Origin of the sequence: Massilia oculi (assembly GCF_003143515.1) — a bacterium.
Lineage (GTDB): Bacteria > Pseudomonadota > Gammaproteobacteria > Burkholderiales > Burkholderiaceae_D > Telluria > Telluria oculi.
The window spans coordinates 1,971,946-1,994,012 of sequence record NZ_CP029343.1 but is presented as its reverse complement, the minus strand read 5'-3'; the positions used below and the strand labels follow the sequence as shown (position 1 = coordinate 1,994,012).

Genomic DNA, 22,067 nt, shown 5'->3' with positions numbered 1-22,067 from the left:
AACCTGGCCCGTCTCTACTCCGCGCTGAGGGATTCCTTGTGCACGGCGGCCAGGATGGCCTCGACCGCCGGATGCTTGATCTTGCGTTCGTTCGAGATCGCATAGAAGTGCTCGCGCACCTCGGGCACCCGGCCCACCAGCTCGGCCCCGAGCTGGATCTTGATGTCGGCCACCGGCGCCGCCGGGGTGAAGAACAGGCCGAGCCCGCGCCGGCCGAAGGTGTTGAGCAGGGCGTTGTCCTCGAACTCCCCGACCACGTCGGGCCGGATCGCGTGGCGCTCGAACCAGTCGTCGATCTTGCCGCGCAGGGCATTGTTGCGGGTCGGGAGCAGGATCGGAGCGCCATGCAGCGAGGCCGGGAAATCCTTGCGGTAGGTTTTGGCCAGGGCCGGGGCGCCGACCACGTACATCTCGTTCTCGGACAGCAGGTGGCTGAACACGCGCAGGGTGGTCCCGGTCGGCACCGCGCGGTCGGTCAGCACCACGTCCAGCTTGTGCAGGGCCAGATCGCCCAGCAGGGCTTCGTACTCGTCTTCATGGCAGACCAGGCGCACCGGCGTGGCGAGCTGGGTCGTCACCTCGAGCAGGCGGTAGGCGGTGAACTTGGGCAGCGAATCCGAGATGCCCACCGCAAGCCGGATGCGGGCGCTGTCCGAAGCGTCCAGTGCTTCCTGCATCTGCTCTCCCAGCAGGAAGATCTGATCGGCATAGGACAGCGCCAGGCGTCCGGCCTCGGTCAGGTTCAGGCGCCGGCCCTGCTGGTTAAACAATGCCTTGCCGAAAGCCTGCTCGAGCAGGGTAAGCTGTGTGCTGACAGTCTGGATCGCCAGGCCAAGGCGCTCGGCGGCGCGCGTGATGCTGCCTTCCTTGGCAACCACCCAGAAGTAATACAGGTGACGAAAATTGGGTGGCGCGTGGTTCATGGCTTCTGTTTTTTGGAAGTAATGTTTCGATTATCTTCGCTTTTTCAATAAATTGCCAAGCGCTACAATGAAAGCCGCCGACACCGTTGGCTTACAACTTATAAGAGGGAAAAACTTATGAAGTACTTTACCTGGTCATTCATCGTGACCGCAGTCTGCCTGGCGCTCTCGGCCTGGTGGGGCTTCGAGCATGGCGGCATGAGCGCCGCGTTCACCGCGCTGGGCGTGGCGGCCATCCTCGCGGTGATGGAAGTCTCGCTGTCCTTCGACAACGCGGTGGTCAACGCCTCGGTGCTCAAGGGCTGGGACGAGTTCTGGATCAAGCTGTTCCTGGGCGTCGGCATCATCATCGCCGTGTTCGGCATGCGCCTGGTGTTCCCGCTGGTGATCGTGGCCGTGGCCGCGGACCTGGGCGCCATGGAAGTGTGGAACCTGGCGCTGACCGATCCGAAGGCGTTCTCGACCCACCTGACCAACCACCACGCCGAAGTGGCGGCCTTCGGCGGCATGTTCCTGCTGCTGGTGTTCCTGAACTTCATGCTGGACCACGAGAAGGAAACCCACTGGCTGGGCAACTTCGAAGCCAAGATCGGCTCGCTGGGCAAGGTGTCCTCGATCGCCGTGATGATTGCAATCGCCGCGCTGCTGTTCAGCATGACCTATGTTGACGAAGCGCAGAAGATGGTCGTCCTGATCGCAGGTATGTGGGGCATCCTGGTCTATGTCGGTGTCGACATGCTCAGCAGCATGCTGGAAAAGAGCGAGTCCGAAGCCGGCGCCGTCGGCGACGCGGTCAAGAAGGGCGGTATCGGCGGCTTCCTGTACCTCGAAGTACTGGATGCCTCGTTCTCGTTCGACGGCGTGATCGGCGCCTTCGCGATCACCAGCGACGTCGTGATCATCATGCTGGGCCTGGCGATCGGCGCGATGTTCGTGCGTTCGATGACCGTCTTCCTGGTGCGCAAGGGCACGCTGGACGAATACGTCTACCTGGAGCATGGCGCGCACTACGCGATCGGCATCCTGGCCGTGATCATGCTGGCGAGCATGAAGTGGCACGTGCCCGAGCTGATCACCGGCGGCGTCGGCGTGGCCTTCATCCTGGCTTCGCTGTGGAGTTCGCTGCAGTACAAGAAGAAGCACGCGGCGCTGGAAGGCGGCGCGTAACGAAGTAACAGAATCCGCGGCGAGCGGCTGAACACCAGCTCGCTGCGTTTGCAACCCGGTGTTCATTAACTAGGAGAGTCTCATCATGGCAATCAGTCTGCAAAAAGGCGGCAACGTCAATCTGTCGAAAGAAGCTCCAGGCCTGACCTCGCTGAAAGTCGGCCTCGGCTGGGACATTCGCGCCACCGACGGCGCAGCCTTCGACCTCGACGGCGCCGTGTTCCTGCTCAATTCGTCCGGCAAGGTGCGGTCGGACAGCGACTTCATCTTCTACAACAACCTGAAATCGGCCGACGGCTCGATCGTCCACTCGGGCGACAACACCACCGGCGCCGGCGAAGGCGACGACGAATTCGTCACCATCGACCTGAGCAAGGTGCCGGCCGACGTCGACAAGGTCGTGCTGGGCGTGACCATCCACGACGCCGAAGCGCGCCGCCAGAACTTCGGCATGGTCGGCAAGGCCTTCATCCGCTGCGTCAACAACGCCAACAACCAGGAAGTCGCGCGCTACGACCTGTCCGAAGACAGCTCGACCGAAGCGGCGATGATCTTCGGCGAGGTGTACCGCAACGGCGCCGACTGGAAGTTCCGCGCGATCGGCCAGGGCTTCAACGGCGGCCTGGGCCCACTCGCCCGCAACTACGGCGTGAACGTTTAAGGTAATGTAGTGGCGGTCGATAACGACCGCCTCATGAAAGGGAGCCAAATGCCAGTATTTACCGTGACCGGGGACGTCGATCCCTTCCTGCACGTGTCGATGAAACAGGGCGAGACCATCTATTGCGAATCCGACGCGATGGTGATGATGGAATCGACCCTCGATCTCAAGGGCAAGATGAAGGGTGGCCTCGGCAGCGCGCTGATGCGCACCTTCGCCAACGGCGAGTCGTTCTTCCAGCAGCACATCGAAGCGACCCGCGGCGAGGGCGATTGCCTGCTGTCGCCGACCCTGCCGGGCGCGATGCAGGTGGTCGACGTCGGTCCGAACAACTACATCATCAGCGATGGCGCCTTTGTCGCGGCCACGTCCGGCGTGGACCTGCGGGTGCGCACGCAAAGCCTGGGCAACGCCCTGTTCGCGCAGAGCGGCGGCTTCTTCGTCACCGAGACGGGCGGCCAGGGCCAGGTGGTGGTGTCGGGCTTCGGTTCCATGTCGGTGCTCGACGTGGAACCGGGCAAGGACGCGATCATCGACAACTCGCACGTGGTGTGCTGGGACAGCACCCTGCGCTACGAGATCTCGATCACGACCGGCACCAGCGGCGGCTTCCTGGGTAACCTGATCAACAGCCAGACCAGCGGCGAGGGCATGGTCCTGCGCTTCTCCGGTCGTGGCAAGGTCTATGTCTGTTCGCGCAACCGCACCGCATTCAAGGCCTGGATGCAGGCGCCTGCGAAATAAGGAGGAAAGATATGTCAGTCAATCTGCAAAAGGGACAGAAGATCTCCCTGGACAAGGAAGGCGGTGGTGGTCTCTCCCGCGTGACCATGGGTCTGGGCTGGGACGCGATCAAGTCGAAAGGCTTCTTCGGCTTCGGCGGCGGCAAGTCCGAAGCCGTCGACCTCGACGCCTCGGTAGTGATGTTCGACGAATCGAACCGTCCGATGGACGTGGTCTGGTTCCGCCAGCTCAAGAGCCGCGACGGCAGCATCGTCCACACGGGCGACAACCGCACCGGCGCGGGCGATGGCGACGACGAGCAGATCACGGTCGACCTGAGCGCCGTGCCGGCGGGCGTCAAGGCGCTGGTATTCACGGTGAACAGCTTCACCGGCCAGAATTTCTCGACCGTCGAGAACGCCTACTGTCGCCTGATCAACGCCGCTAATCAGCAAGAGGTGGCGCGCTTCAACCTGTCGGTGACCGGTTCGCACTCGGCCCAGATCATGGCCAAGCTGTACCGCCACAACGGCGAGTGGAAGATGCATGCGATCGGAGAAAATGGCAATGGCCGTACTTTCGACGATCTGATGCCGCAGATTACGGTGCATCTGTAAACCGCATCGTCGACTGAACAAAGACCGGAGCCGAGGCTCCGGTTTTTTTCGTCCCTGTGTCTTGTTGACGGCAGTACGCACCCATGGTGCATGAAATTTCCGTCCAGGTTGACACGATCGTCATCGCGTATTGGTGTATTCACCGATTGATACACGAATACGCGATGACAAGCCGCACTCCCCAACCGTTCTCGATCGCCCCAGGATCGGCTGGGGCCGGCTGGCGCCGGGCGATGCGCTGCCATCGGTGCGCGAGACCGCGTTGCAGCTCGCGGTCAATCCGATGACCGTCGCGAAAGCCTACGGACTGCTCGAGCTGGAGGGCGTGCTCGAGCGTCGGCGTGGTGTGGGCATGGTGGTCGCGGATCGCCCACGCAGTGTGGGCGACGCCGGCGCGCGCCTGGCGCTGCGGCGGCCGGCCCTGGAGCGCGCCGCGCGCAAGGCGCGAGGCGCGAGCTCGACCCCGACGCCATCCTTGGCCTGTTCACGAAAATCCTGAATGAACCAGCATGACATCATCCCCGATCCTGATGCGCTGCGTCCCCAAGCGCTTTGACAGCAAGCCCGTCCTTGATGGCCTCGACTGGGAAGTCGGGCCGGGCCAGGTGATCGGCCTGCCGGGGCGCAACGGCGCCGGCAAGTCGACTTTGATCGAATGCCTGCTGGGCCTGCGCGAAATCGACGGTGGCAGTGTCCGGTTGTTCGGTGAGCCGCTCGACGCGCCGGCGATGCCCGCCCAAGCGCCGCGATGCAACCGCATGCTGGCGCGTGGGCTGTTACGCCAGGGCTTGACGATCTGGGCTCTCGTCAGCGCCACCGCCGTCCTGATGGCGCTGGTCGCCGGCGCGCGCGGCAATGCGCTGGCGGCGTCTGCCTGCATGTGCTGCATGACCGTGCCGGCCATGGCACTGGCGTTGCGCGACCATGCACGCGCGCTCTCGTGGAGCGCTGTTTTCTACTGGTTGTTCGCGGTCGGCCTGAGCCTTATTGGTCCACTGGCGGGAGCCATTCTGTTCATGGCGTTCGGCCTGCCGTTCTGGGCATCGGCGACCCTTGCCTCGATCGTCGTGGCCGGCTTGCTGGTGTACCGGCGCCTGCGTCTGATGGAAGGCGCGCCGTTTGCTTTTCCGGCAGGAAGGATGGACTAAGGGATGCTCGTCCGGTCCGACGGCGCGTATTCGGGAGGGCTATCCTGGCATTGCCGTTTTTCCGATTGCTTCCGGATTTTCGTTGGTGTCGGCCACTGTCCTGATGGCGCGAACTACCGCTCCATGCTCCTGGCCCGATTGGATTTCGCGGCGGAATGGCTGGATTGACGGGGCAAGTCAGGTTGCCCGATGTGATCTGTTCATTAACCAAGTTGCCGAGAAAGATAGATCAGTCGTTCTTTTTGTTGCTGAGCAACAACCTATATCCTGCAATTTTGATACCGAAGTTGGGTTTTTGCTGAAAAATTGCCTTACTGGAGCTAAGGTTTCGTTGTTGTGCTTTCTTACGAAAAAAACCTCCATCCTCAGGGCAACCATGCTTTTCAAACTGACACTGCGACTCCGGCTGATCGCCACGATGGCCATGCTCGGCTTCCTCATCACCGCCGTCGGCGTGCTCGGCATCTACGGCATGCGTGAAGACCATGCCGCGCTCGAGCAGGTGTATTCGAACCAGCTGGCGTCGAGCATCGCGATCAATAATTCCAAGAACTTTCTGAACCGCGCCCGCTTTGGCCTGGACCGCGCCGTGTTTCATCCGGACGCGGCCGACGTCGGCAAGATCCTGAGCCGCGCCAAGGGCTTCATCGACGACTCGAACAAGGAGTGGCAGCGCTACCTGGCCCTGCCGCGCGACGCCGACGAAGCGGAACTGGCCAAGAACCTTGAAGCCGAACGCAACCGCTACATCAACGACGGCATGCTGGCGCTGGCCACCGCAGTCGAGCAGATGAACGTCGAGCGCATCGAAGCGCTGTCGATGACGGAAATGACGGCCTTGTACGGCACCTTCGACAAGGCATCGGTCGCGCTGGACGATTACCAGCTGAGCGCCGCCAAAGAGGGTTACGACCAGAGCGGCCGCCTGTTCGACATGCTGCTGTGGGTGTCGAGCGCCAGCGTGGTGCTGGGCGTGCTGCTGGCGGCGGTGTCGTCCTGGCTGCTGCTGCGCGCCATCATGCGGCCGCTCGACCACGCGCTCGGCCACTTCGACGCGATGGCGCATGGCGACCTGTCCACCCGCGTCGAGGTCGACCGTGACGACGAAATGGGCGCACTGCTCAAGGGCCTGGCCACCATGCAGCAGCAGCTCGCTACCACCGTGCGCAGCGTGCGCGACAGCAGCATGTCGATCGCCAGCGCCAGCAGCGAGATCGCGGCCGGCAATATGAATCTGTCGGCGCGGACCGAGCAGCAGGCCAGCGGCCTGGAAGAAACCGCTTCCTCGCTCGAGGAACTGACCACCACCGTCCAGCACAATGCCGACAACGTGCGCCAGGCCAATAACGTGGCGCGCTCGGCGTCCGAAGTCGCGGTGCGCGGCGGCCGGCTGGTGTCGGAAGTGGTGCAGACCATGGGCGCGATCGACGCCTCGTCCAAGCGCATCGTCGACATCATCTCGACCATCGACGGCATCGCCTTCCAGACCAATATCCTGGCGCTGAACGCGGCCGTCGAAGCGGCCCGCGCGGGTGAGCAGGGCCGCGGTTTCGCGGTCGTGGCCGGCGAAGTGCGCAACCTGGCGCAGCGCTCGGCGGCGGCGGCCAAGGAAATCAAGGAACTGATCAACACCTCCGTCAGCAACGTCGAGGCGGGCACCGCCCTGGTCGACAGCGCCGGCACCACCATGGACGAGATCGTGACCAGCGTCACCCGCGTCAGCGACATCATGGCCGAGATCCTGGCCGCCGGCGAAGAGCAGACCGCCGGCATCCAGCAGATCAATGAAGCGGTGAGCCATATGGACCAGGCGACCCAGCAGAACGCCGCCCTGGTCGAGGAAGCGGCGGCCGCCACCGGCGCGCTGCAGGACCAGGCGCATGCGCTGCAGCAGATGGTGAGCGTGTTCAAGGTGGATGCACAGGCAGCGCCTAGGGCGCAGGCCCCGGTGCGCTCGCGGGCCGGCCACGAACGCATGGCCCTGGCAGCTTGAGCAACCCCGGCGTTCCCGGCGGGCGAGGGCGGGAACGACGTCCCTGCCTTGCGTATAAATAGGCCGGACGCGATTGCGCCTTCGCGGGGCCGACGTGCTTGAGCTGACGATACGATCATCAGCTCAGCTCAGCCCGACGCCGCCACCGTCCCCCAACCGGTCCCTGCAGCCTTGCCACTGTAGTCGGGCGCGCGGCAAACATCGCGCCGTTGTCGCAGCGCGGCGGCGGTACGGAACATGCAATAATGCCGCATGAATGCGCGCAACCACGTCCTGGGACCCCATCAGGCAAATAATCGATTCCATGGGTAGTCCTGCAGTGTTTCCCGCTTCCGGCGCCGCGATGGCGGCAGCAATCCGCGGCCACGGCTGGACCGCCTCGCCGCTGGGCCCGATCGCTTCCTGGCCCGCCACGCTGCGCACCAGCGTCAATATCGTGCTCGACTCGGCCTTTCCGAGCTTTATCGTCTGGGGACCGGAGCAGATCCTGCTCTACAACGACGCCTACGCCGAGATCCTGTGCAACAAGCACCCGGCCGCGCTGGGGCAGCCGTTCCAGGCCGTCTGGCACGAGATCTGGGACGTGCTCGGGCCGCTGGTCGAACGCACCCTGGTGGACGGCGAATCGCACAAGATGAACGACATCGCGCTCGTCATGCAGCGCAAGGGCTATGCCGAGCATGCCTGGTTCACCTATTCCTACGGTCCCGTGCGCGACGACGCCGGCCGCATCCACGGCCTGCTGTGCACCTGCATCGAAACCACCGAGACGGTGCTGAGCCAGCGGCGCCAGGCGGCCGACGAAGCCGTGTTGCGGGAGCACGAATCGGCGTCGCGCGTCGATGCCGAGCGGGTCCAGTTGGCGCTGGAGGCCGGCGCCATCATCGGCACCTGGTTCTGGCACCTGCCGACCGACCGCTTCACCGTCGACGAAGCCTTTGCGCGCGCCTTCGGCCTCGACCCCGCCATCGGGCGCACCGGCCTGTCCCTGTCCCAGATCGTGGCCACGGTGCACCCGGACGACCAAGCCGGCCTGGCCCAGGCCATCAACTCGGTGATCGCGCGCGGCGGCCATTACGCCCACCAGTACCGGGTGCGGCGCGCCGACGGCAATTATTACTGGATCGAAGCCAACGGCCGGGTCGACCTGGCGCCGGATGGCACCGGGCTGCGCTTCCCCGGCGTGCTGATCGACGTCGAGGGCAGGCGCGCGGTCGAGGCCGAGCGCGACCTGGCCATCCTCAAGCTGCGGGCATTGAACGAGGAGCTGGAGCAAAAGGTCGTGGCCCAGGCGCGGGCGCGCGGACGAACCTGGCAGCTCAGCCCCGACGTCCTGGGCGTGCTCAATGCCGACGGCTTCATGGAGACCTCGAACCCGGCCTGGCAGGCCACGCTGGGCTGGACCGAGGAAGAGGTCGCGGGCACGCCTTTCCTCGACTTCATCCATCCGGACGACCGCGACGGCACCGAGGACATCTGGCGCAATGCGCTGGAGCACGGCACCCCCGCCTTGCGCTTCGAGAACCGCTACCGGCACCGGGGCGGGGGCTGGCGCTGGCTGTCGTGGGCGGCGGTGCCGGACGACGGCAAGGTGTACTGCGCGGCGCGCGACATCAGCGTCGAGCGCGAACGCCAGGCCGAGCTGGAGCGTGCGCACGAACAGCTGCGTCATTCGCAAAAGATGGAGGCGGTCGGCCAGCTCACCGGCGGGCTGGCGCACGACTTCAACAACCTGCTGGCCGGCATCTCGGGCAGCCTGGACCTGGTCAAGCTGCGCCTCAGGCAGGGTCGCGTGGACGAGATCGAGCGCTACGTCGCGGTGGCGCAAGGCGCGACCAGGCGGGCCGCCGCGCTCACCCACCGGCTGCTGGCGTTCTCGCGGCGCCAGACGCTGGCGCCGCGCGCCATCTGCGTCAACACGATGGTCGACGGCCTGCTGGACATGATCCGGCGCACGGTGGGCCCCGGCGTGCGGGTGGAGCCGGACTACAGCGGCGAGCCGTGGACGGCGCTGGTCGACCAGTCGCAGCTCGAGAATGCGCTGCTGAACCTGTGCATCAATGCGCGCGACGCGATGCCGGAAGGCGGCCGCATCGCGATCGCCACCACCAACCGCGTGCTCGACGCCGACGCCGCGCGCGGCCATGAGCTGCCGCCAGGCGACTATCTCGTGCTGTCGGTTGCCGACAGCGGCACCGGCATGGCCCCGGACGTGCTGGCCAAGGCCTTCGAACCCTTCTTCACTACCAAGCCGCTGGGCCAGGGCACGGGACTGGGCCTGTCGATGATCTACGGCTTCGCCAAGCAATCGGGCGGGCAGGTGGCGATCGATTCGCAGCTGGGCCAGGGCACCACGGTCAGCATCTTCCTGCCGCGCCACCGCGGTGAGGCCGATGAGCGCGATGCGGCGCCGGCCGCCGACGCCGCGCCGCCGGCCGGCCGGGGCGAGACGATCCTGTTGGTGGACGACGAGCCGAGCGTGCGCATGCTGGTGGTCGACGTGCTCGAGGAGCTGGGCTACACGGTGCTCCAGGCCGAGGATGGCGCCGGCGGCCTGGCGCTGCTGCAATCGGACGCGCGCATCGACCTCGTGATCTCGGACGTCGGCCTGCCGGGCATGATGAATGGACGCCAGATGGCGGATGCGGCGCGCATCAAGCGTCCCCTGCTGAAGGTCTTGTTCATCACCGGCTACGCCGAAACCGCCTTGCTCGACCACGGGCAGCTCGCGCCCGGCATGTCGGTGCTGACCAAGCCGTTCTCGATCGACGCGATGGCGCAGCGGGTGCGCGAACTGGTCGCGCGCTAGAATCGGCCTGGAATCGGACCGGAAGCGGCTCAGGCGCCGGGCCAGTTCGACAGCGCCTGCTCCACCACCGCATCGAGCATCTCGCGCTCGAAGCCGGCCTTGGCCTGGATGGCCATGCCGTGCAGCAGCGCCATCACATAGGCCGCCAGGGCGGCGGGACGGGCCGAGGCAGGCAGGTCGCCTTCGGCCTGTGCCCGTTCGAAGCGTTCGCGCAGTTGTGCTTCTCCGAGCGCGCGGAAACCGATCAGGGCCTGGCGCACCGGCTCCGACTCGTCCGCGCCGGCTACCGCGCCGTTGATGCCGAGGCAACCGGTGCGGTCGGGATAGCGCGTATTCAGCTCCACCGAGCTGTACAAGATGTGGGCGGCCACTTCGCGCGAGGTCGGCTTGGCCAGCCCTTCGGGGATGTGGGTCATGAAGCGTTCGTGGTAGCGCTCCAGCACGCGCTTGAACAGCGCTTCCTTGTTGCCGAAGGCCGAGTACAGCGCCGGCCGCTCGACGCCGGCCGCCTCGGTCAGGTCGGCATACGAGGCGCCCTCGTAGCCCTTGCGCCAGAACACGCACAGCGCGGCATCCAGCACCTTGTCGGCGTCGTATTCGCGATGGCGACCCATCAGCATACCTCCGCTTTTTCAATAACGGTCATTACAAAAAATGCTTGACAGTCCATTCGCGAATTATATACTCATCGTTATCGTAACGGTCGTTACGAAATAAACGCTGATCTGGAGAGACTGTATGTCGAATGGTTTGAAAGGCAAGGTTGCGCTGGTGACCGGGGGCTCGCGCGGGCTGGGTGCGGCGATCGCCGAGGCGCTCGCCGCGGAGGGCGCCGACGTGGCGATCACCTATGTGGCCTCGAGCGCCAAGGCCGAGGCGGTGGTGCAAAAACTGAAGGCGAAGGGTGTGCGCGCGCTGGCCATCCGGAGCGACCAGGCCGACCTGGCGGCGGCCAGGCCGCTGGTCGACGCGGTGGTGGCGCATTTCGGCCGCCTCGACATCCTCGTCAATAATGCGGCGGTCGTGGCCAAGGGCCAGCAGGTCGACAATCCCGCGCTCGACACCGCCAAACTGGACCATCAATGGCAGGTCAACGTCATGGGAACGATCGCGACCACGCGCGCGGCGGCGCCGGCCCTGTCCGATGGCGGCCGGATCATCTTCATCGGCTCGCTCAACGGCACGCTGGCCCTGATCCCGGGCGTGGCCGACTACGCCGGCACCAAGGCCGCCCTGATCGGCTATGCCAAGGGCGTGGCGCGCGATCTGGGTCCGCGCAACATCACCGTCAACGTGGTCCAGCCCGGCGCCATGCCGACCGACATGATGGTCGAGGCCCTGGGCAGCACGACGGCGCCCGACGCCTTCCTCGACATGCACCCGATCCGCCGCATCGCGACGCTCGAGGAGGTGGCGGCGCTGGTCAACTTCCTGGCCGGCCAGAACGGCGGCTACATCACCGGCGGCGTCATCGACGTGGCGGGCGGGCTCGGCATCTGACATTCGACAGGAAAAGACATGAGCACACGATTCGGAGCACAAACGACGCCGATGAGGCAGTGGCCGGGGGCGACCTGAAGGGCAAGCGTTTCCTGGTCACCGGCGCGGCGTCGGGCATCGGACTGGAGACGGCGCGTGCGCTGCAGAGCGTGCGCGCCACGGCAGTCATGCCGGGCAACAGCATGACCGACTTGGCGCGCCACCTGGCGCCCGAACTGCTGCGAGGCTTGTTCGAGACCGCCGGCAAGGCGCAGCGACGCCGGCCTGCCGCCGGTCAACGATCTGCCGGACCCGTTCGCCGATGGCGTGCGTTCGTATGCGCTCGGCCTCGACTGGGCCGGCGCACTGCGGGCCAGGAGCGAGGAGTGGCTCGCCGCCGCGGTGCAAGCTAGTGCCCGCGGCGCTGGACCAGCGCCGTGCCGACGCCGTGGCGCTTGCCCTCGCTGACGGCGGTGACGGTGCCGTCCGGATTGAACACCAGGGCGTTGGCCGCGCCGATTTCCTCGGCCGGGCTTTCCCAGCGCTGGCCGAAACCCTCCAGGGCGCGCGCCTGCGCACTGCCCGCGAAACCCGGCTCGACCGACGTTTCTGCCGCATTGCGCTGGCTGATGCGCGGCGCATCGAGCGCCTGGTCCATCGGCATGCCGAAGTCGACGTGGTTGACGATGGTCTGCAGCACGGTGGTGATGATGGTCGAGCCGCCGGGGCTGCCGATGCTGAAGGCCGGCTTGCCGTCCTTGAGCGCGATGGTGGGCGCCATGCTCGAGCGCGGGCGCTTGCCGGCTTCGGGCACGTTCGGGTGCGGGCCGGTGGCGTCGAAATCGAAGTCGGTGAGTTCGTTATTGAGCAGGAAGCCGTAGCCCGGCACGACGATTCCGCTGCCGCCCCAGGATTCGATGGTGAAGGTGTACGCCACCACGTTGCCGTCCTTGTCCGACACCGTCAGGTGGGTGGTATGCGCGCTCTCGGGCGCCAGCTTGATGGCGGCGGCCGGCTGGGTGCGCAGGGGAATGCTCGGGTCGTCCTGGTAGCGGTAGGGGTCGCCCGCCGCCACCGCGCCTGGCGCGGATTTTCGCGGATCGATCAGCGCGCGGCGCTCGGCCGCATATTTTTTCGAGAGCAGTCCGGCGAGCGGCGCATCGACGTATTCCGGATCGGCCAGGTAGGCGTTGCGGTCGGCGAATGCCAGGCGGCTGGCTTCGATATAGAGATGCTCGGCCCGCGCGCGCGGCAGCGATGCCAGGTCATAGCCTTCGAGGATGTTGAGCGCATGCGCCACCGTCGGGCCGCCGCTGCTGGGCAGGGGCATGCCATGGAGCTCGTAGCCACGATAGCTGCTGCGCAGGGCGGGACGGATGCGCGCCTCGTAGTTGGCGAGATCCGCCATCGTCATCGCGCCTGGTCGTACGGCATACCCTTTCGCGACCGGCGGCCGGTTGACGCTGTCGACGATGGCGCGCGCGATCGGCCCTTCATAGAACGCTTTCACGCCGCCTTGCGCGATCTCGCGGTAGGCGCGCGCCATGCCGGGATTGCGCAGCAGCGTGCCGGCGGGGAGGGCCTTGCCCTTGTGCAGATACAGCTCGCGCGTCGGCGCGAACTGAAGGAATTTCTTTTCGTTCTGTCCCACCAGCTGGCTGAAGTTGGCGTTGATGCGGAAACCCTTGTCGGCCACCGCGATCGCCGGCGCCAGCACCTGGGAAAAGCGCATGCTGCCGTAGCGCTCGAGCGCCTCGTGCCAGCCGCGCACGGTGCCCGGCACGCCGACCGCCGCGCCGCTGGCCACCGCGGTCTCGACGTCGAGCGGCTTGCCGTCGTGCTGGAACAGTTGCGGGCCCACGCTGCCAGGGGCCGTTTCGCGGTGGTCGATGGTGATCACGCGCTTGTCCCTGGCCAGATAAATCACCATGAAGCCGCCGCCGCCGATGCCGCAGCTGAAGGGATCGGTGACGCCCAGCGTGGCGGCCGCGGCCACTGCGGCGTCGACCGCATTGCCGCCTGCGTTCAGGATGGCCAGCGCCGACTGCGAGGCATGCAGGCTGATCGTGGCGACGGCGCCGCCGGTGCCGGTCGCGACCGGCGCAGCCGCGACGCCATGGAGTGAAACAGCAAGGACCAGGCCGCACGCCAGTGCGGTCGGCGGCAGTCGTCCAGGTGCCATCAGGTGCCGTACATATTGAAGACCACCGGATACGACGCCGGTTTTTCTTGCGCCATGCCGCGCGGCGGCGGCACGAACGAGGGATCGAGTTCGATGCGCGCGCCGCGCAGCCCGGGCGAGGTAAAGCCGGGTTTGCCCTGCACCAGCCAGAAGCCCTGCGCCATATTGTTGGTGCGCAGGGTGAAGCGGTAGGCCAGCTGGCCGGCCCACATGCAGCGCGCATTGTCGGGGCAGCGGCTGTCGTCGGCGCCCTCGTAGGTGAGGGTCAGGCGCGCATCCCTTGGCACCGGCGGCAGGGTCAGGGTCTGGCGCTCGCTCAGCGTGTACTGGGCGTCGGGCAGGTGGTCGGGCGTGGCGCAGGCCGACAGCAGGCCGGCGGCGGCGATGGAGAGGACGCAGGGCAGGGTGCGCATCGGTGTCATCCAGGGTTTGACGGGAAACCCATGATAGCAAAACCGCAAGCAGTCGGTCGCGTGACAGCGAAAAGACAAGGAATGGTCAAGTCATAAACAGGTCATATTCGGCAGCTATTCTTTTTCCTGTAGTCCAAAACATACCCCTTAACCAGAGTTAGGAATAACAATGTTCAAGAAGATCCTCGCCGGCGCTGCCGCCACGCTCGTGATGACGACCTCGTTCGCCGCCGACATTACCGGCGCGGGCGCTACGTTCCCGTACCCGATCTACGCCAAGTGGGCTGAGAGCTACAAGGCCGCCACCGGCACCGGCCTGAACTACCAGTCGGTCGGCTCGGGCGCCGGCATCAAGCAGATCAAGGCGAAGACCGTGGACTTCGGCGCGTCGGACATGCCGCTGAAAGCGGAAGAGCTGGACAAGGAAGGCCTGATGCAGTTCCCGGCCATCATGGGCGGCGTGGTCGCCGTGGTCAACGTCGACGGCGTGACCCCAGGCCAGCTGAAGATGACCGGTCCGCTGCTGGCCGACATCTACATGGGCAAGATCACCAAGTGGAACGCTCCGGAGATCGCCGCTGTCAACCCAGGCGTGAAACTGCCGGCCGCCGACATCACCGTCGTGCACCGCGCCGACAGCTCGGGCACCTCGTTCCTGTTCACCGACTTCCTGGCCAAGACCAGCCCGGCATGGAAAGAGTCGATCGGCTCGGGCACCACCGTGAAGTGGGCCGTTGGCGTGGGCGGCAAGGGCAACGAAGGCGTTGCCGCCAACGTGCAGCGCATCAAAGGCGCGATCGGCTACGTCGAGTGGGCCTACGCCAAGAAGAACAAGCTGTCGCACACCCAGCTGCGCAACAAGGAAGGCGTCGACCTGCAACCGTCGGACGACGTGTTCAAGGCCGCTGCCGCCAGCGCGGAATGGACCAAGGCCCCAGGCTTCGGCGTGGTGCTGACCGACGGCGCCGGCAAGCAGAGCTGGCCGATCACCGGCGTGTCGTACATCCTGATGCACAAGACCCAGGCCGACGCCAAGAAAGGCCAGGAAGTCGTGAAATTCTTCGACTGGTCGTTCAAGAACGGTGCCCCGGCAGCCGCCGAACTGGACTACGTGCCGATGCCGGCCAGCGTCGTCAAGCAGGTGCAGGACGCCTGGAAAGCCAACCTGAAGGACGCTTCGGGCAAGGCCATCATGTAATACGCCTCCGTGGCGACCAATCCGGCAGCCAGGCTGCCGGATTTTCGTTGGTGCGCTCGCATCGCCGGGCGCACCGATGCAGTTCCTCTCTTTTTGGGCATCCCATGACAACGGCGAACACGATCGTCCTGGTGATCGACGACAAGCCGGCCATTGCCGAGCTGCTCAAGTTCTCGCTGCACGAGGACGAGTGGGTCTGGCATGACGTGCCGAGCCTGGCGCAAGCCTGGGACTTCATCGGGCGCGAGCGCCCGGAACTGTTGCTGCAGGAATCGATGCTGCGCAACGAAGGCGGCATGCGCCTGCTGGCGCGCCTGCGCGGCGACCGCCGCCTGCGCGAGCAGCCGGTGATCCTGCTGGCGGCGCAATGCGCGGAAGGCGAGCGTCCCGCCAGCCTCCCGGCGCCCGTCCCCCATCCCGAATTCATTCCCCAGGCCCCGGCCGACCAGGTGCGCGAACTGTCGCCCGAATCGCGTCTGTTGCGCTCGGGCCGCCTGGTGCTCGATCCGCTCAGCTGCAGCGTACGGGTCGGCAACCACAAGGTCGAGGTCAGGCACGCCGAATACCGGCTGCTGCGCTTCCTGCTATGCCATCCAGGCCAGGTGTTTACCCGTACCCAGCTGCTGGAGCAGCTGTGGGAAGCCCACGCGTCGCTCGACCAGCGCACGGTGGACGTGCACGTGCTGCGCCTGCGCAAGGCGCTGGGGCGGGCCAAGTCGCTGATCAAGACCGTGCGCGGCGCTGGCTACATGCTGTCGCCCACCTGAGGGGCGCCGGGGCCCGCTGTAGCGGGCTTCAGAAAAATTTCGCATGTCACAACGCTGACATGTTTGCTATCTAGACTTGCGGCAACTAGTCCTGATCGTCCGCAATGAGCAAACACCCCGGCCTCGCCCCCTACCTGGCGCCCTATCTGGATCCGGCGCGCAGCAACCGTTTCCTGGTCCTGCTGTGGCCGCTGCTGGCCGTGCTGGTGTGCTGCGCGCTGTGGGCGGCGACCCTGCTGCGGGTCGAGGCCGAGCAGGAGCGCGTGGCCAGCCAGGCGCGCAAGGAGGTGGCGGCCTACGCCGAAGCCTACGAGCAGTACATCACGCGCTCGGTGGCGCAGATGGACCAGATCACGATGCAGCTGAAGTTCAGCTGGGAGAATTCGCGCCAGCCTGGCCTGCTCGACGAGATGCGGCGCGACGGCATGTTCACCGACAGCGCCTTCCACCTGGTGGCGGTGCTCGACCGCGCCGGCACCGTGCGCTCCAGCACGCGCGCCGGCCTGATCGGCGCCGACCTGGCCTCGGGCGCTTATTTCAACCATCACCGCGACAACAACTCGACCGCCCTGCGGGTCGGCACCGCGCCGACGCAGTTCGGCAGCGCCGACGACGTGGTGCTGTTCACGCGCCGCCTGGAAACACGCGAGGAGGAATTCGACGGCGTGGTGCTGATGGCGATCGACGCCCGCTACTTCACGTCCTTCGTCAGCCCGGCCACCATCGGCGCCGGCGGCATCGTGGCGCTGGCCGGCAGCGAAGGGCGGTTGCGGGTCGAGCAGCGCAGCAATGGCGCATCGTTCACGGATGCGGTCGCGCTGCCGCGCCGCGGCGCCGCCTGGTCGGGCGAGCAGGGCGTGCGCCTGGTCGAGGGCGAGGGCGGCTTCGCCGACGGGCAGTCGCGCGTGCTGGGCTGGCGCCAGTCGCCCGTCTATCCACTGGTGGCCCTGGTCGGCCTGCCGCAGCACGATGCGCTGGCGGCCAGCAACGGCTACTGGATCGAGAGCCGCGACCGCGCGATCGTCGCCACCCTGTGCCTGCTGCTGCTGGGCGCGGTGGGCGCGGTGCTGGCACGCCGCGCGGTGGCGCGCGCCAGGGAACAGGACGAAGTGCGGCGCGCCTACCGCACCGCCACCGAGAGCGGCAACGACGGCTTCTACATGGCCTCGGCGGTGCGCGCACGCGACGGGCAGATCATGGATTTCCGCATCGTCGACTGCAACGAGCGCGGCGCCTTCTTCTACGGCGTGACGCGCGACGAGCTGGTCGGAAAAAGCCTGACCGGGATCGACAGCGGCCTGTTCGGCGAAGACCTGCTGGACACCTACCGCAAGGCCATGGACAGCGGCTTTCATGAAGACGACCGCAGGATGCCGAGCGATAACCGTCTGAACATCAGCTGGGGCCGCCGGCGCCTCGTAAGGGTCGGCAATGGCCTGGCGGTGACCCTGCAGGACATCAGCGAGCGCAAGGCCCACGAGGACCAGCTCGAGCGCCTGGCCAATGAAGATTCGCTGACCGGCCTGGCCACCCGCCACGCCTTCCTGGAACGCATGCCGGCCATGCTGGTCCAGGCCCAGGAAGCAAACACCAGCGCCGCGCTGCTGTTCATCGACCTCGATGAATTCAAGTATGTGAACGACACCCACGGCCACGCCACCGGCGACCAGCTGCTGAAGGCCGCCGCCGGCCGCCTGCTGTCGCTGCTGCGTCCGAGCGACGGGGTGGCGCGCTTCGGCGGCGACGAATTCGTGGTCCTGCTATCGCCCTGCGACGGCGAGCGCCAGGCCGCCTCGGTGGCCTCGCGCATCGTGGAAGCCTTCGGGGTGCCGTTCCTGATCGGCGACGAGCTGCACGCCGTGGGTTCCTCGATCGGCATCAGCATGTACCCGCGCGACGGGCTGGATGCCGAGACCCTGGTCAAGCACAGCGACATCGCCATGTACGTCGGCAAGAACGAAGGCAAGGGGCAATACCGCTTCTTCGATCCGTCCCTGTCGTCGACCCTCAATTCGCGGGCGCGCCTGAAGCAGAACATGCTCGAAGCGTTGGAGGCCGACCAGTTCGTGCTGCACTACCAGCCGCGCGTGGATGCGCGCAGCGGAGAATTGCTGAGCATGGAAGCGCTGGTGCGCTGGCGGCATCCGACCCTGGGCATGGTGGCGCCGGGCGAATTCATCCCGCTGGCCGAAGCCACCGGGCTGATCGTGCGCATCGGTGAGACCGTGATCGACAAGGCCTGCGCGCAGCTGGCCGCCTGGCGTGAGGCCGGCGCGGCGCTGGTGCCGGTATCGATCAACGTCTCGCCCAAGCAGTTCCTGCGCGGCGGCGTGCAGCGCCAGCTGAGCGCGGCGTTGGTGAAGCACCGGGTGCCGGCCAGCCTGATCGAGGTCGAGATCACCGAGTCGGCGATGATGGGCGACCAGGACGACATCCTGGCCGAACTGGCGGCCCTGCGCGCGCTTGGCGTGAAACTGCATGTGGACGATTTCGGCACCGGCTACTCGTCGCTGTCGCAGCTGCAGCGCTTGAAGATGGACGTGCTGAAGGTCGACCGCGCGTTCACCACCGAGCTGGCCAATTCGAAGGAGGGCAAGGTGTTCTTCCAGGCCATCGTGTCGATGGCGCATGCGCTGGGCATGTCGGTGGTGGCCGAGGGTGTCGAGACCGAGGAGCAGCTGGCGATATTGCGCCACCTCGATTGCAACGAGGTGCAGGGTTACTACATCGCGCGTCCGGTGCCGGCCGAGGAGATGGCGGCGATGATGGAACGGCGTTATCTGCTCGATGCCGCGGTGGCGTAGCGCGCCGTTTACTAAAGCACCTAAACTGCGCCGCTTTTCGGCCTGTCGGCGCGATGCCGCAGGCGGATTATGGTTAACTTGTTACGGTATCCACTTTCGCTAACCTGGACCATGAAGATCGTCTTGTCACTTGTCACCGCGCTCGCCATCCTGTCCGGCATCACGAGCAACGCCGCTGCCGCGCCGATGAACGTCGCCAGCTTCAACCTGCGCTACAACAATCCCCAGGATGGCCCCAATGCCTGGCCGGCGCGCAAGGAGCTGGTCAAGGCGCTGATCCGCCATCATGCATTCGACATCGTCGGCACGCAGGAGGGACTCGCCGGCCAGGTCGCGGATCTGGCGCAGATGGAAGAATTCGACCACGTCGGCGTCGGCCGCGACGATGGCAGGCAGGCCGGCGAGCATTCGGCCATCTTCTATCGCAAGGGCCGCTTCGCGCTGCTGGACAAGGGCGACTTCTGGCTCAGCGAAACGCCGGACCGCCCATCGCTGGGCTGGGACGCCACCTGCTGCAACCGCATCGTGTCATGGGCGAAGCTGCGCGAGCGCGACAATGGCCGCGTGTTCTACGTCTTTTCGGCGCACTTCGACCACGAGGGCGTCGTCGCCCGCCGTGCATCAAGCGACCTGCTGCTGCGCAAGATCGCGGAAATCAGCCGCGGCGAACCGGCCATCTGTGTGGGCGACTTCAATTCGACGCCCGAGACGCCCCAGATGCAGGCGATGGCGAAAGCCATGCGCGACGCTTTCCAGGTAAGCCGGACGCCGCCATACGGCCCGGTCGGCACCTACCACGGCTTTCGCTTCGACGCGCCCATGCGGGACCGCATCGACTACGTCTATGTCGACCGGCATTTCGACGTGCTTGGCTATGCGGCCCTGAGCGATTCGCTCCACGGACGCTTCCCGTCGGACCACCATCCGGTGGTCGCGCGCGTCGAATTCCGGTAAGGCGGTCAGTCGAGATCGGCCGCGGCGTGCCGCTCGTGTACCTGGTCCTGCTCGGGGCCGAACGAGCGGTTGACCTTGCGTCCGCGGATGACGGCCGGCCGTGCGGCGATCTCGTCGGCCCAGCGTTTCACGTGCCTGTATTCGTGCACCGACAGGAATTGCGCGGCCTCATACAGCTGGCCCAGCACCAGGCCGCCATACCATGGCCAGATCGCCATGTCGGCGATCGTGTATTCCTCGCCCGCGACGAAGCGCTTGTCCGCCAGGTGGCGGTCGAGCACGTCGAGCTGGCGTTTGGTCTCCATCGCATAACGGTCGATCGGGTACTGCAGCTTTTCCGGCGCATAAGCATAGAAGTGGCCGAAACCGCCGCCCACGAAGGGAGCCGAACCCATCTGCCAGAACAGCCAGTTCATGGTTTCGGTGCGCGCCACGCCGTCCTTCGGCAGGAAGGCGCCGAATTTTTCCGCCAGGTAGACCAGGATCGCGCCGGATTCGAACACGCGCACCGGTGCGGCGCCACTGCGGTCGACCAGGGCAGGGATCTTCGAATTGGGATTGGCCCCGACGAAACCGCTCGAGAACTGCATGCCTTCGTTGATCTTGATGAGCCAGGCATCGTACTCGGCTCCGGTGTGGCCGGCGGCCAGCAATTCTTCCAGCAGGATCGTCACCTTCACGCCATTCGGCGTGGCCAGCGAATACAGCTGCAGCGGATGCTTGCCGACCGGGAGTTCCTTGTCGTGGGTCGGGCCCGCGACCGGGCGGTTGATGCTGGCGAAGGCGCCGCCCGACGAGGCGGGCGGGGTCCAGACTGTCGGTGGGACGTAGGATGCTTGGTCGGCCATGGGTTCTCCTTTGACTTGCGGTGACAAAGGATCATTCTAGCCAAAGGCGGGCAAACGCGTCCGCGCCGCCCTTGAAGTACACCGGGTGGACTGGCCAGGAGCAGGTTGAGCCGGATGCCGGTGCATCAGAAAAGGAAAAACCCGCCGAAGCGGGTTTTTTTGGAGCAGCGCGAGGACCGGCTTACACGAACGCCGCCAGCGCGCCTTTCATCTTCTTGAGCGCGGCCGATTCGATCTGGCGGATGCGCTCGGCCGATACGCTGAACTCTTCGGCCAGCGTATGCAGCGTGGCGCCCGAGCCGTCGTCGTTGGCCAGCCAGCGCGCCTCGATGATGCGGCGCGAACGCGGATCGAGCTTGCCCAGCGCCGTTTCCAGGCCCTCGGACTGCAGGCGGGTGACCTGCTCGGCCTCGAGCACCTTGGTCGGCTCCTGCTGGTCCGACGACAGGTAGGCGATCGGCGAGAACTTGTCGTCTTCGTCGTCGGTCGGCGATTCCAGTGCGATGTCGCGGCCCGACAGACGGGTTTCCATCTCGATCACTTCTTCGCGCTTGACGCCCAGCAGCTTGGCAAGGTCGTCGACCTGGCCCGGCGACATCGCGTCCAGGCCGGTCTTGTTGCTGCGCAGGTTGAAGAACAGCTTGCGCTGGGCCTTGGTCGTGGCAACCTTTACCAAGCGCCAGTTCTTGAGAATGTATTCATGCATCTCGGCCTTGATCCAGTGCATGGCGTACGACACCAGGCGCACGCCCTGGTTCGGGTCGAAGCGCTTGACTGCCTTCATCAGGCCGATATTGCCTTCCTGGATCAGGTCAGCGTGCGGCAGGCCATAGCCCAGATAGCCGCGCGCGATCGATACCACCAGGCGCAGGTGCGACAGCACCAGCTTTTGCGCCGCGTCGAGATCGTGGTCGTCGCGCAGCCGCTTTGCCAGCGATACCTCTTCTTCGTGCGTGAGCATCGGCAGGCGGTTGACGGCCGAGATATAGGCGTCGATATTGCCCAGATTGCCGGTGAAACCCAGTCCCAGAGCACGACTGCCGGTCGGAACCAATGCGGATTGTGCGGACATATTCATTTCCCTCGTAGTAATCTTGCTGCATCCTCACTGTGCCATAACTTATTGCCTTGCGGCACGTCTGTTGCGGCTTGTTACCTGGATGCGTGACTTGAATTTCGATTGCCTTGGACCATATATTAGCACTCCCCCGAGGTGAGTGCTAGAAGTGGTCCCGGCGCTTAAGATTGTTCAAAGTATTGCTCTTGGGAATCAAATTGCCGACGGTTCCACTGTAGAGCAGGCATTGCGTGCCCAGTTGATCCGGCTCAAAAGTGAGCAGAGAAAGACTGGAATATCGTTAGACACAGCTTACGGGCGGCG

General features: G+C 65.7%; 19 protein-coding genes. 13 read left to right on the top strand and 6 right to left on the bottom strand.

Annotation, left to right across the window (positions count from 1 at the left end; all coding sequences use genetic code 11):
* Nucleotides 1-14 precede the first annotated feature (14 nt).
* Nucleotides 15-923: a transcriptional activator NhaR gene (nhaR, locus tag DIR46_RS09175; RefSeq protein WP_109344969.1), complete on the bottom strand. Its 909-nt coding sequence runs from the start codon at nucleotides 921-923 to the stop codon at nucleotides 15-17.
* 117 nt (nucleotides 924-1,040) lie between these two features.
* On the opposite strand from nhaR, the gene DIR46_RS09170 reads away from it, so the two are divergent.
* The 8 genes from DIR46_RS09170 to DIR46_RS09135 all read left to right on the top strand — a co-directional run bounded on the left by DIR46_RS09170 (nucleotide 1,041) and on the right by DIR46_RS09135 (nucleotide 10,041).
* The gene (locus DIR46_RS09170) at nucleotides 1,041-2,090 is read left to right on the top strand and encodes a DUF475 domain-containing protein (protein ID WP_109344968.1); all 1,050 of its coding nucleotides are present in this window, start codon (nucleotides 1,041-1,043) and stop codon (nucleotides 2,088-2,090) included.
* 85 nt (nucleotides 2,091-2,175) lie between these two features.
* The gene (locus DIR46_RS09165; protein WP_109344967.1) at nucleotides 2,176-2,751 is read left to right on the top strand and encodes a TerD family protein; all 576 of its coding nucleotides are present in this window, start codon (nucleotides 2,176-2,178) and stop codon (nucleotides 2,749-2,751) included.
* A 48-nt stretch (nucleotides 2,752-2,799) separates the two neighbouring features.
* A complete protein-coding gene (locus DIR46_RS09160) occupies nucleotides 2,800-3,495 on the top strand; it encodes a TIGR00266 family protein (RefSeq protein WP_109344966.1) in 696 nt (231 codons plus the stop codon).
* A gap of 11 nt (nucleotides 3,496-3,506) precedes the next feature.
* The gene (locus DIR46_RS09155; protein ID WP_109344965.1) at nucleotides 3,507-4,091 is read left to right on the top strand and encodes a TerD family protein; all 585 of its coding nucleotides are present in this window, start codon (nucleotides 3,507-3,509) and stop codon (nucleotides 4,089-4,091) included.
* 133 nt (nucleotides 4,092-4,224) lie between these two features.
* Nucleotides 4,225-4,590, top strand: a complete 366-nt coding sequence (locus DIR46_RS09150) for a GntR family transcriptional regulator (protein WP_229446555.1) — start codon at nucleotides 4,225-4,227, stop codon at nucleotides 4,588-4,590.
* Nucleotides 4,591-4,600: 10 nt separating this feature from the next.
* A complete protein-coding gene (locus tag DIR46_RS27220) occupies nucleotides 4,601-5,239 on the top strand; it encodes an ATP-binding cassette domain-containing protein (RefSeq protein WP_229446554.1) in 639 nt (212 codons plus the stop codon).
* A 376-nt stretch (nucleotides 5,240-5,615) separates the two neighbouring features.
* Nucleotides 5,616-7,232 (top strand): methyl-accepting chemotaxis protein, encoded by a 1,617-nt coding sequence (locus DIR46_RS09140; protein WP_109344963.1) that lies wholly within the window; start codon nucleotides 5,616-5,618, stop codon nucleotides 7,230-7,232.
* A 304-nt stretch (nucleotides 7,233-7,536) separates the two neighbouring features.
* The gene (locus DIR46_RS09135; protein WP_229446553.1) at nucleotides 7,537-10,041 is read left to right on the top strand and encodes a PAS domain-containing hybrid sensor histidine kinase/response regulator family protein; all 2,505 of its coding nucleotides are present in this window, start codon (nucleotides 7,537-7,539) and stop codon (nucleotides 10,039-10,041) included.
* A gap of 29 nt (nucleotides 10,042-10,070) precedes the next feature.
* Here DIR46_RS09135 and DIR46_RS09130 read toward each other — a convergent pair whose 3' ends face one another.
* A complete protein-coding gene (locus DIR46_RS09130) occupies nucleotides 10,071-10,655 on the bottom strand; it encodes a TetR/AcrR family transcriptional regulator (RefSeq protein WP_109347967.1) in 585 nt (194 codons plus the stop codon).
* 124 nt (nucleotides 10,656-10,779) lie between these two features.
* Here DIR46_RS09130 and DIR46_RS09125 point away from each other — a divergent pair, with 124 nt between their 5' ends.
* Complete coding sequence (locus DIR46_RS09125) at nucleotides 10,780-11,541, top strand: SDR family NAD(P)-dependent oxidoreductase (protein WP_109344961.1); 762 nt, start codon at nucleotides 10,780-10,782, stop codon at nucleotides 11,539-11,541.
* A 388-nt stretch (nucleotides 11,542-11,929) separates the two neighbouring features.
* On the opposite strand, the gene ggt is transcribed toward DIR46_RS09125, so the two are convergent.
* Together ggt and DIR46_RS09115 are read right to left on the bottom strand one after the other, a co-directional pair.
* Nucleotides 11,930-13,702 carry a gamma-glutamyltransferase gene (gene ggt, locus DIR46_RS09120; RefSeq protein WP_109344960.1) on the bottom strand — a complete coding sequence of 591 codons (1,773 nt, stop codon included), beginning with the start codon at nucleotides 13,700-13,702 and terminating at the stop codon, nucleotides 11,930-11,932.
* Nucleotides 13,702-14,115, bottom strand: a complete 414-nt coding sequence (locus tag DIR46_RS09115) for a hypothetical protein (RefSeq protein WP_109344959.1) — start codon at nucleotides 14,113-14,115, stop codon at nucleotides 13,702-13,704. The genes ggt and DIR46_RS09115 overlap by 1 nt, the downstream gene beginning before the upstream one ends.
* A gap of 169 nt (nucleotides 14,116-14,284) precedes the next feature.
* On the opposite strand from DIR46_RS09115, the gene pstS reads away from it, so the two are divergent.
* From pstS to DIR46_RS09095, 4 genes are all read left to right on the top strand, one after another.
* The gene (gene pstS, locus DIR46_RS09110) at nucleotides 14,285-15,313 is read left to right on the top strand and encodes a phosphate ABC transporter substrate-binding protein PstS (protein ID WP_109344958.1); all 1,029 of its coding nucleotides are present in this window, start codon (nucleotides 14,285-14,287) and stop codon (nucleotides 15,311-15,313) included.
* A gap of 104 nt (nucleotides 15,314-15,417) precedes the next feature.
* A complete protein-coding gene (locus tag DIR46_RS09105) occupies nucleotides 15,418-16,080 on the top strand; it encodes a winged helix-turn-helix transcriptional regulator (protein WP_109344957.1) in 663 nt (220 codons plus the stop codon).
* Between the two features lie 104 nt (nucleotides 16,081-16,184).
* The gene (locus DIR46_RS09100) at nucleotides 16,185-18,884 is read left to right on the top strand and encodes a bifunctional diguanylate cyclase/phosphodiesterase (RefSeq protein ID WP_109344956.1); all 2,700 of its coding nucleotides are present in this window, start codon (nucleotides 16,185-16,187) and stop codon (nucleotides 18,882-18,884) included.
* A 123-nt stretch (nucleotides 18,885-19,007) separates the two neighbouring features.
* Nucleotides 19,008-19,838, top strand: a complete 831-nt coding sequence (locus DIR46_RS09095) for an endonuclease/exonuclease/phosphatase family protein (RefSeq protein ID WP_229446552.1) — start codon at nucleotides 19,008-19,010, stop codon at nucleotides 19,836-19,838.
* A 5-nt stretch (nucleotides 19,839-19,843) separates the two neighbouring features.
* Here DIR46_RS09095 and yghU read toward each other — a convergent pair whose 3' ends face one another.
* Nucleotides 19,844-20,686, bottom strand: a complete 843-nt coding sequence (gene yghU, locus DIR46_RS09090; RefSeq protein WP_109344954.1) for a glutathione-dependent disulfide-bond oxidoreductase — start codon at nucleotides 20,684-20,686, stop codon at nucleotides 19,844-19,846.
* Nucleotides 20,687-20,867: 181 nt separating this feature from the next.
* Nucleotides 20,868-21,758 (bottom strand): RNA polymerase sigma factor RpoH, encoded by an 891-nt coding sequence (gene rpoH, locus DIR46_RS09085; RefSeq protein ID WP_109347966.1) that lies wholly within the window; start codon nucleotides 21,756-21,758, stop codon nucleotides 20,868-20,870.
* Nucleotides 21,759-22,067: the final 309 nt, after the last annotated feature.

What these genes read in the sequence shown, in the direction of transcription:
- nhaR (WP_109344969.1), bottom strand. Translation starts at nt 923, where the DNA reads ATGAACCACGCGCCACCCAATTTTCGTCACCTGTATTACTTCTGGGTG.
- DIR46_RS09170 (WP_109344968.1), top strand. Translation starts at nt 1,041, where the DNA reads ATGAAGTACTTTACCTGGTCATTCATCGTGACCGCAGTCTGCCTGGCG.
- DIR46_RS09165 (WP_109344967.1), top strand. Translation starts at nt 2,176, where the DNA reads ATGGCAATCAGTCTGCAAAAAGGCGGCAACGTCAATCTGTCGAAAGAA.
- DIR46_RS09160 (WP_109344966.1), top strand. Translation starts at nt 2,800, where the DNA reads ATGCCAGTATTTACCGTGACCGGGGACGTCGATCCCTTCCTGCACGTG.
- DIR46_RS09155 (WP_109344965.1), top strand. Translation starts at nt 3,507, where the DNA reads ATGTCAGTCAATCTGCAAAAGGGACAGAAGATCTCCCTGGACAAGGAA.
- DIR46_RS27220 (WP_229446554.1), top strand. Translation starts at nt 4,601, where the DNA reads ATGACATCATCCCCGATCCTGATGCGCTGCGTCCCCAAGCGCTTTGAC.
- DIR46_RS09140 (WP_109344963.1), top strand. Translation starts at nt 5,616, where the DNA reads ATGCTTTTCAAACTGACACTGCGACTCCGGCTGATCGCCACGATGGCC.
- DIR46_RS09135 (WP_229446553.1), top strand. Translation starts at nt 7,537, where the DNA reads ATGGGTAGTCCTGCAGTGTTTCCCGCTTCCGGCGCCGCGATGGCGGCA.
- DIR46_RS09130 (WP_109347967.1), bottom strand. Translation starts at nt 10,655, where the DNA reads ATGGGTCGCCATCGCGAATACGACGCCGACAAGGTGCTGGATGCCGCG.
- DIR46_RS09125 (WP_109344961.1), top strand. Translation starts at nt 10,780, where the DNA reads ATGTCGAATGGTTTGAAAGGCAAGGTTGCGCTGGTGACCGGGGGCTCG.
- ggt (WP_109344960.1), bottom strand. Translation starts at nt 13,702, where the DNA reads ATGGCACCTGGACGACTGCCGCCGACCGCACTGGCGTGCGGCCTGGTC.
- DIR46_RS09115 (WP_109344959.1), bottom strand. Translation starts at nt 14,115, where the DNA reads ATGCGCACCCTGCCCTGCGTCCTCTCCATCGCCGCCGCCGGCCTGCTG.
- pstS (WP_109344958.1), top strand. Translation starts at nt 14,285, where the DNA reads ATGTTCAAGAAGATCCTCGCCGGCGCTGCCGCCACGCTCGTGATGACG.
- DIR46_RS09105 (WP_109344957.1), top strand. Translation starts at nt 15,418, where the DNA reads ATGACAACGGCGAACACGATCGTCCTGGTGATCGACGACAAGCCGGCC.
- DIR46_RS09100 (WP_109344956.1), top strand. Translation starts at nt 16,185, where the DNA reads ATGAGCAAACACCCCGGCCTCGCCCCCTACCTGGCGCCCTATCTGGAT.
- yghU (WP_109344954.1), bottom strand. Translation starts at nt 20,686, where the DNA reads ATGGCCGACCAAGCATCCTACGTCCCACCGACAGTCTGGACCCCGCCC.
- rpoH (WP_109347966.1), bottom strand. Translation starts at nt 21,758, where the DNA reads ATGTCCGCACAATCCGCATTGGTTCCGACCGGCAGTCGTGCTCTGGGA.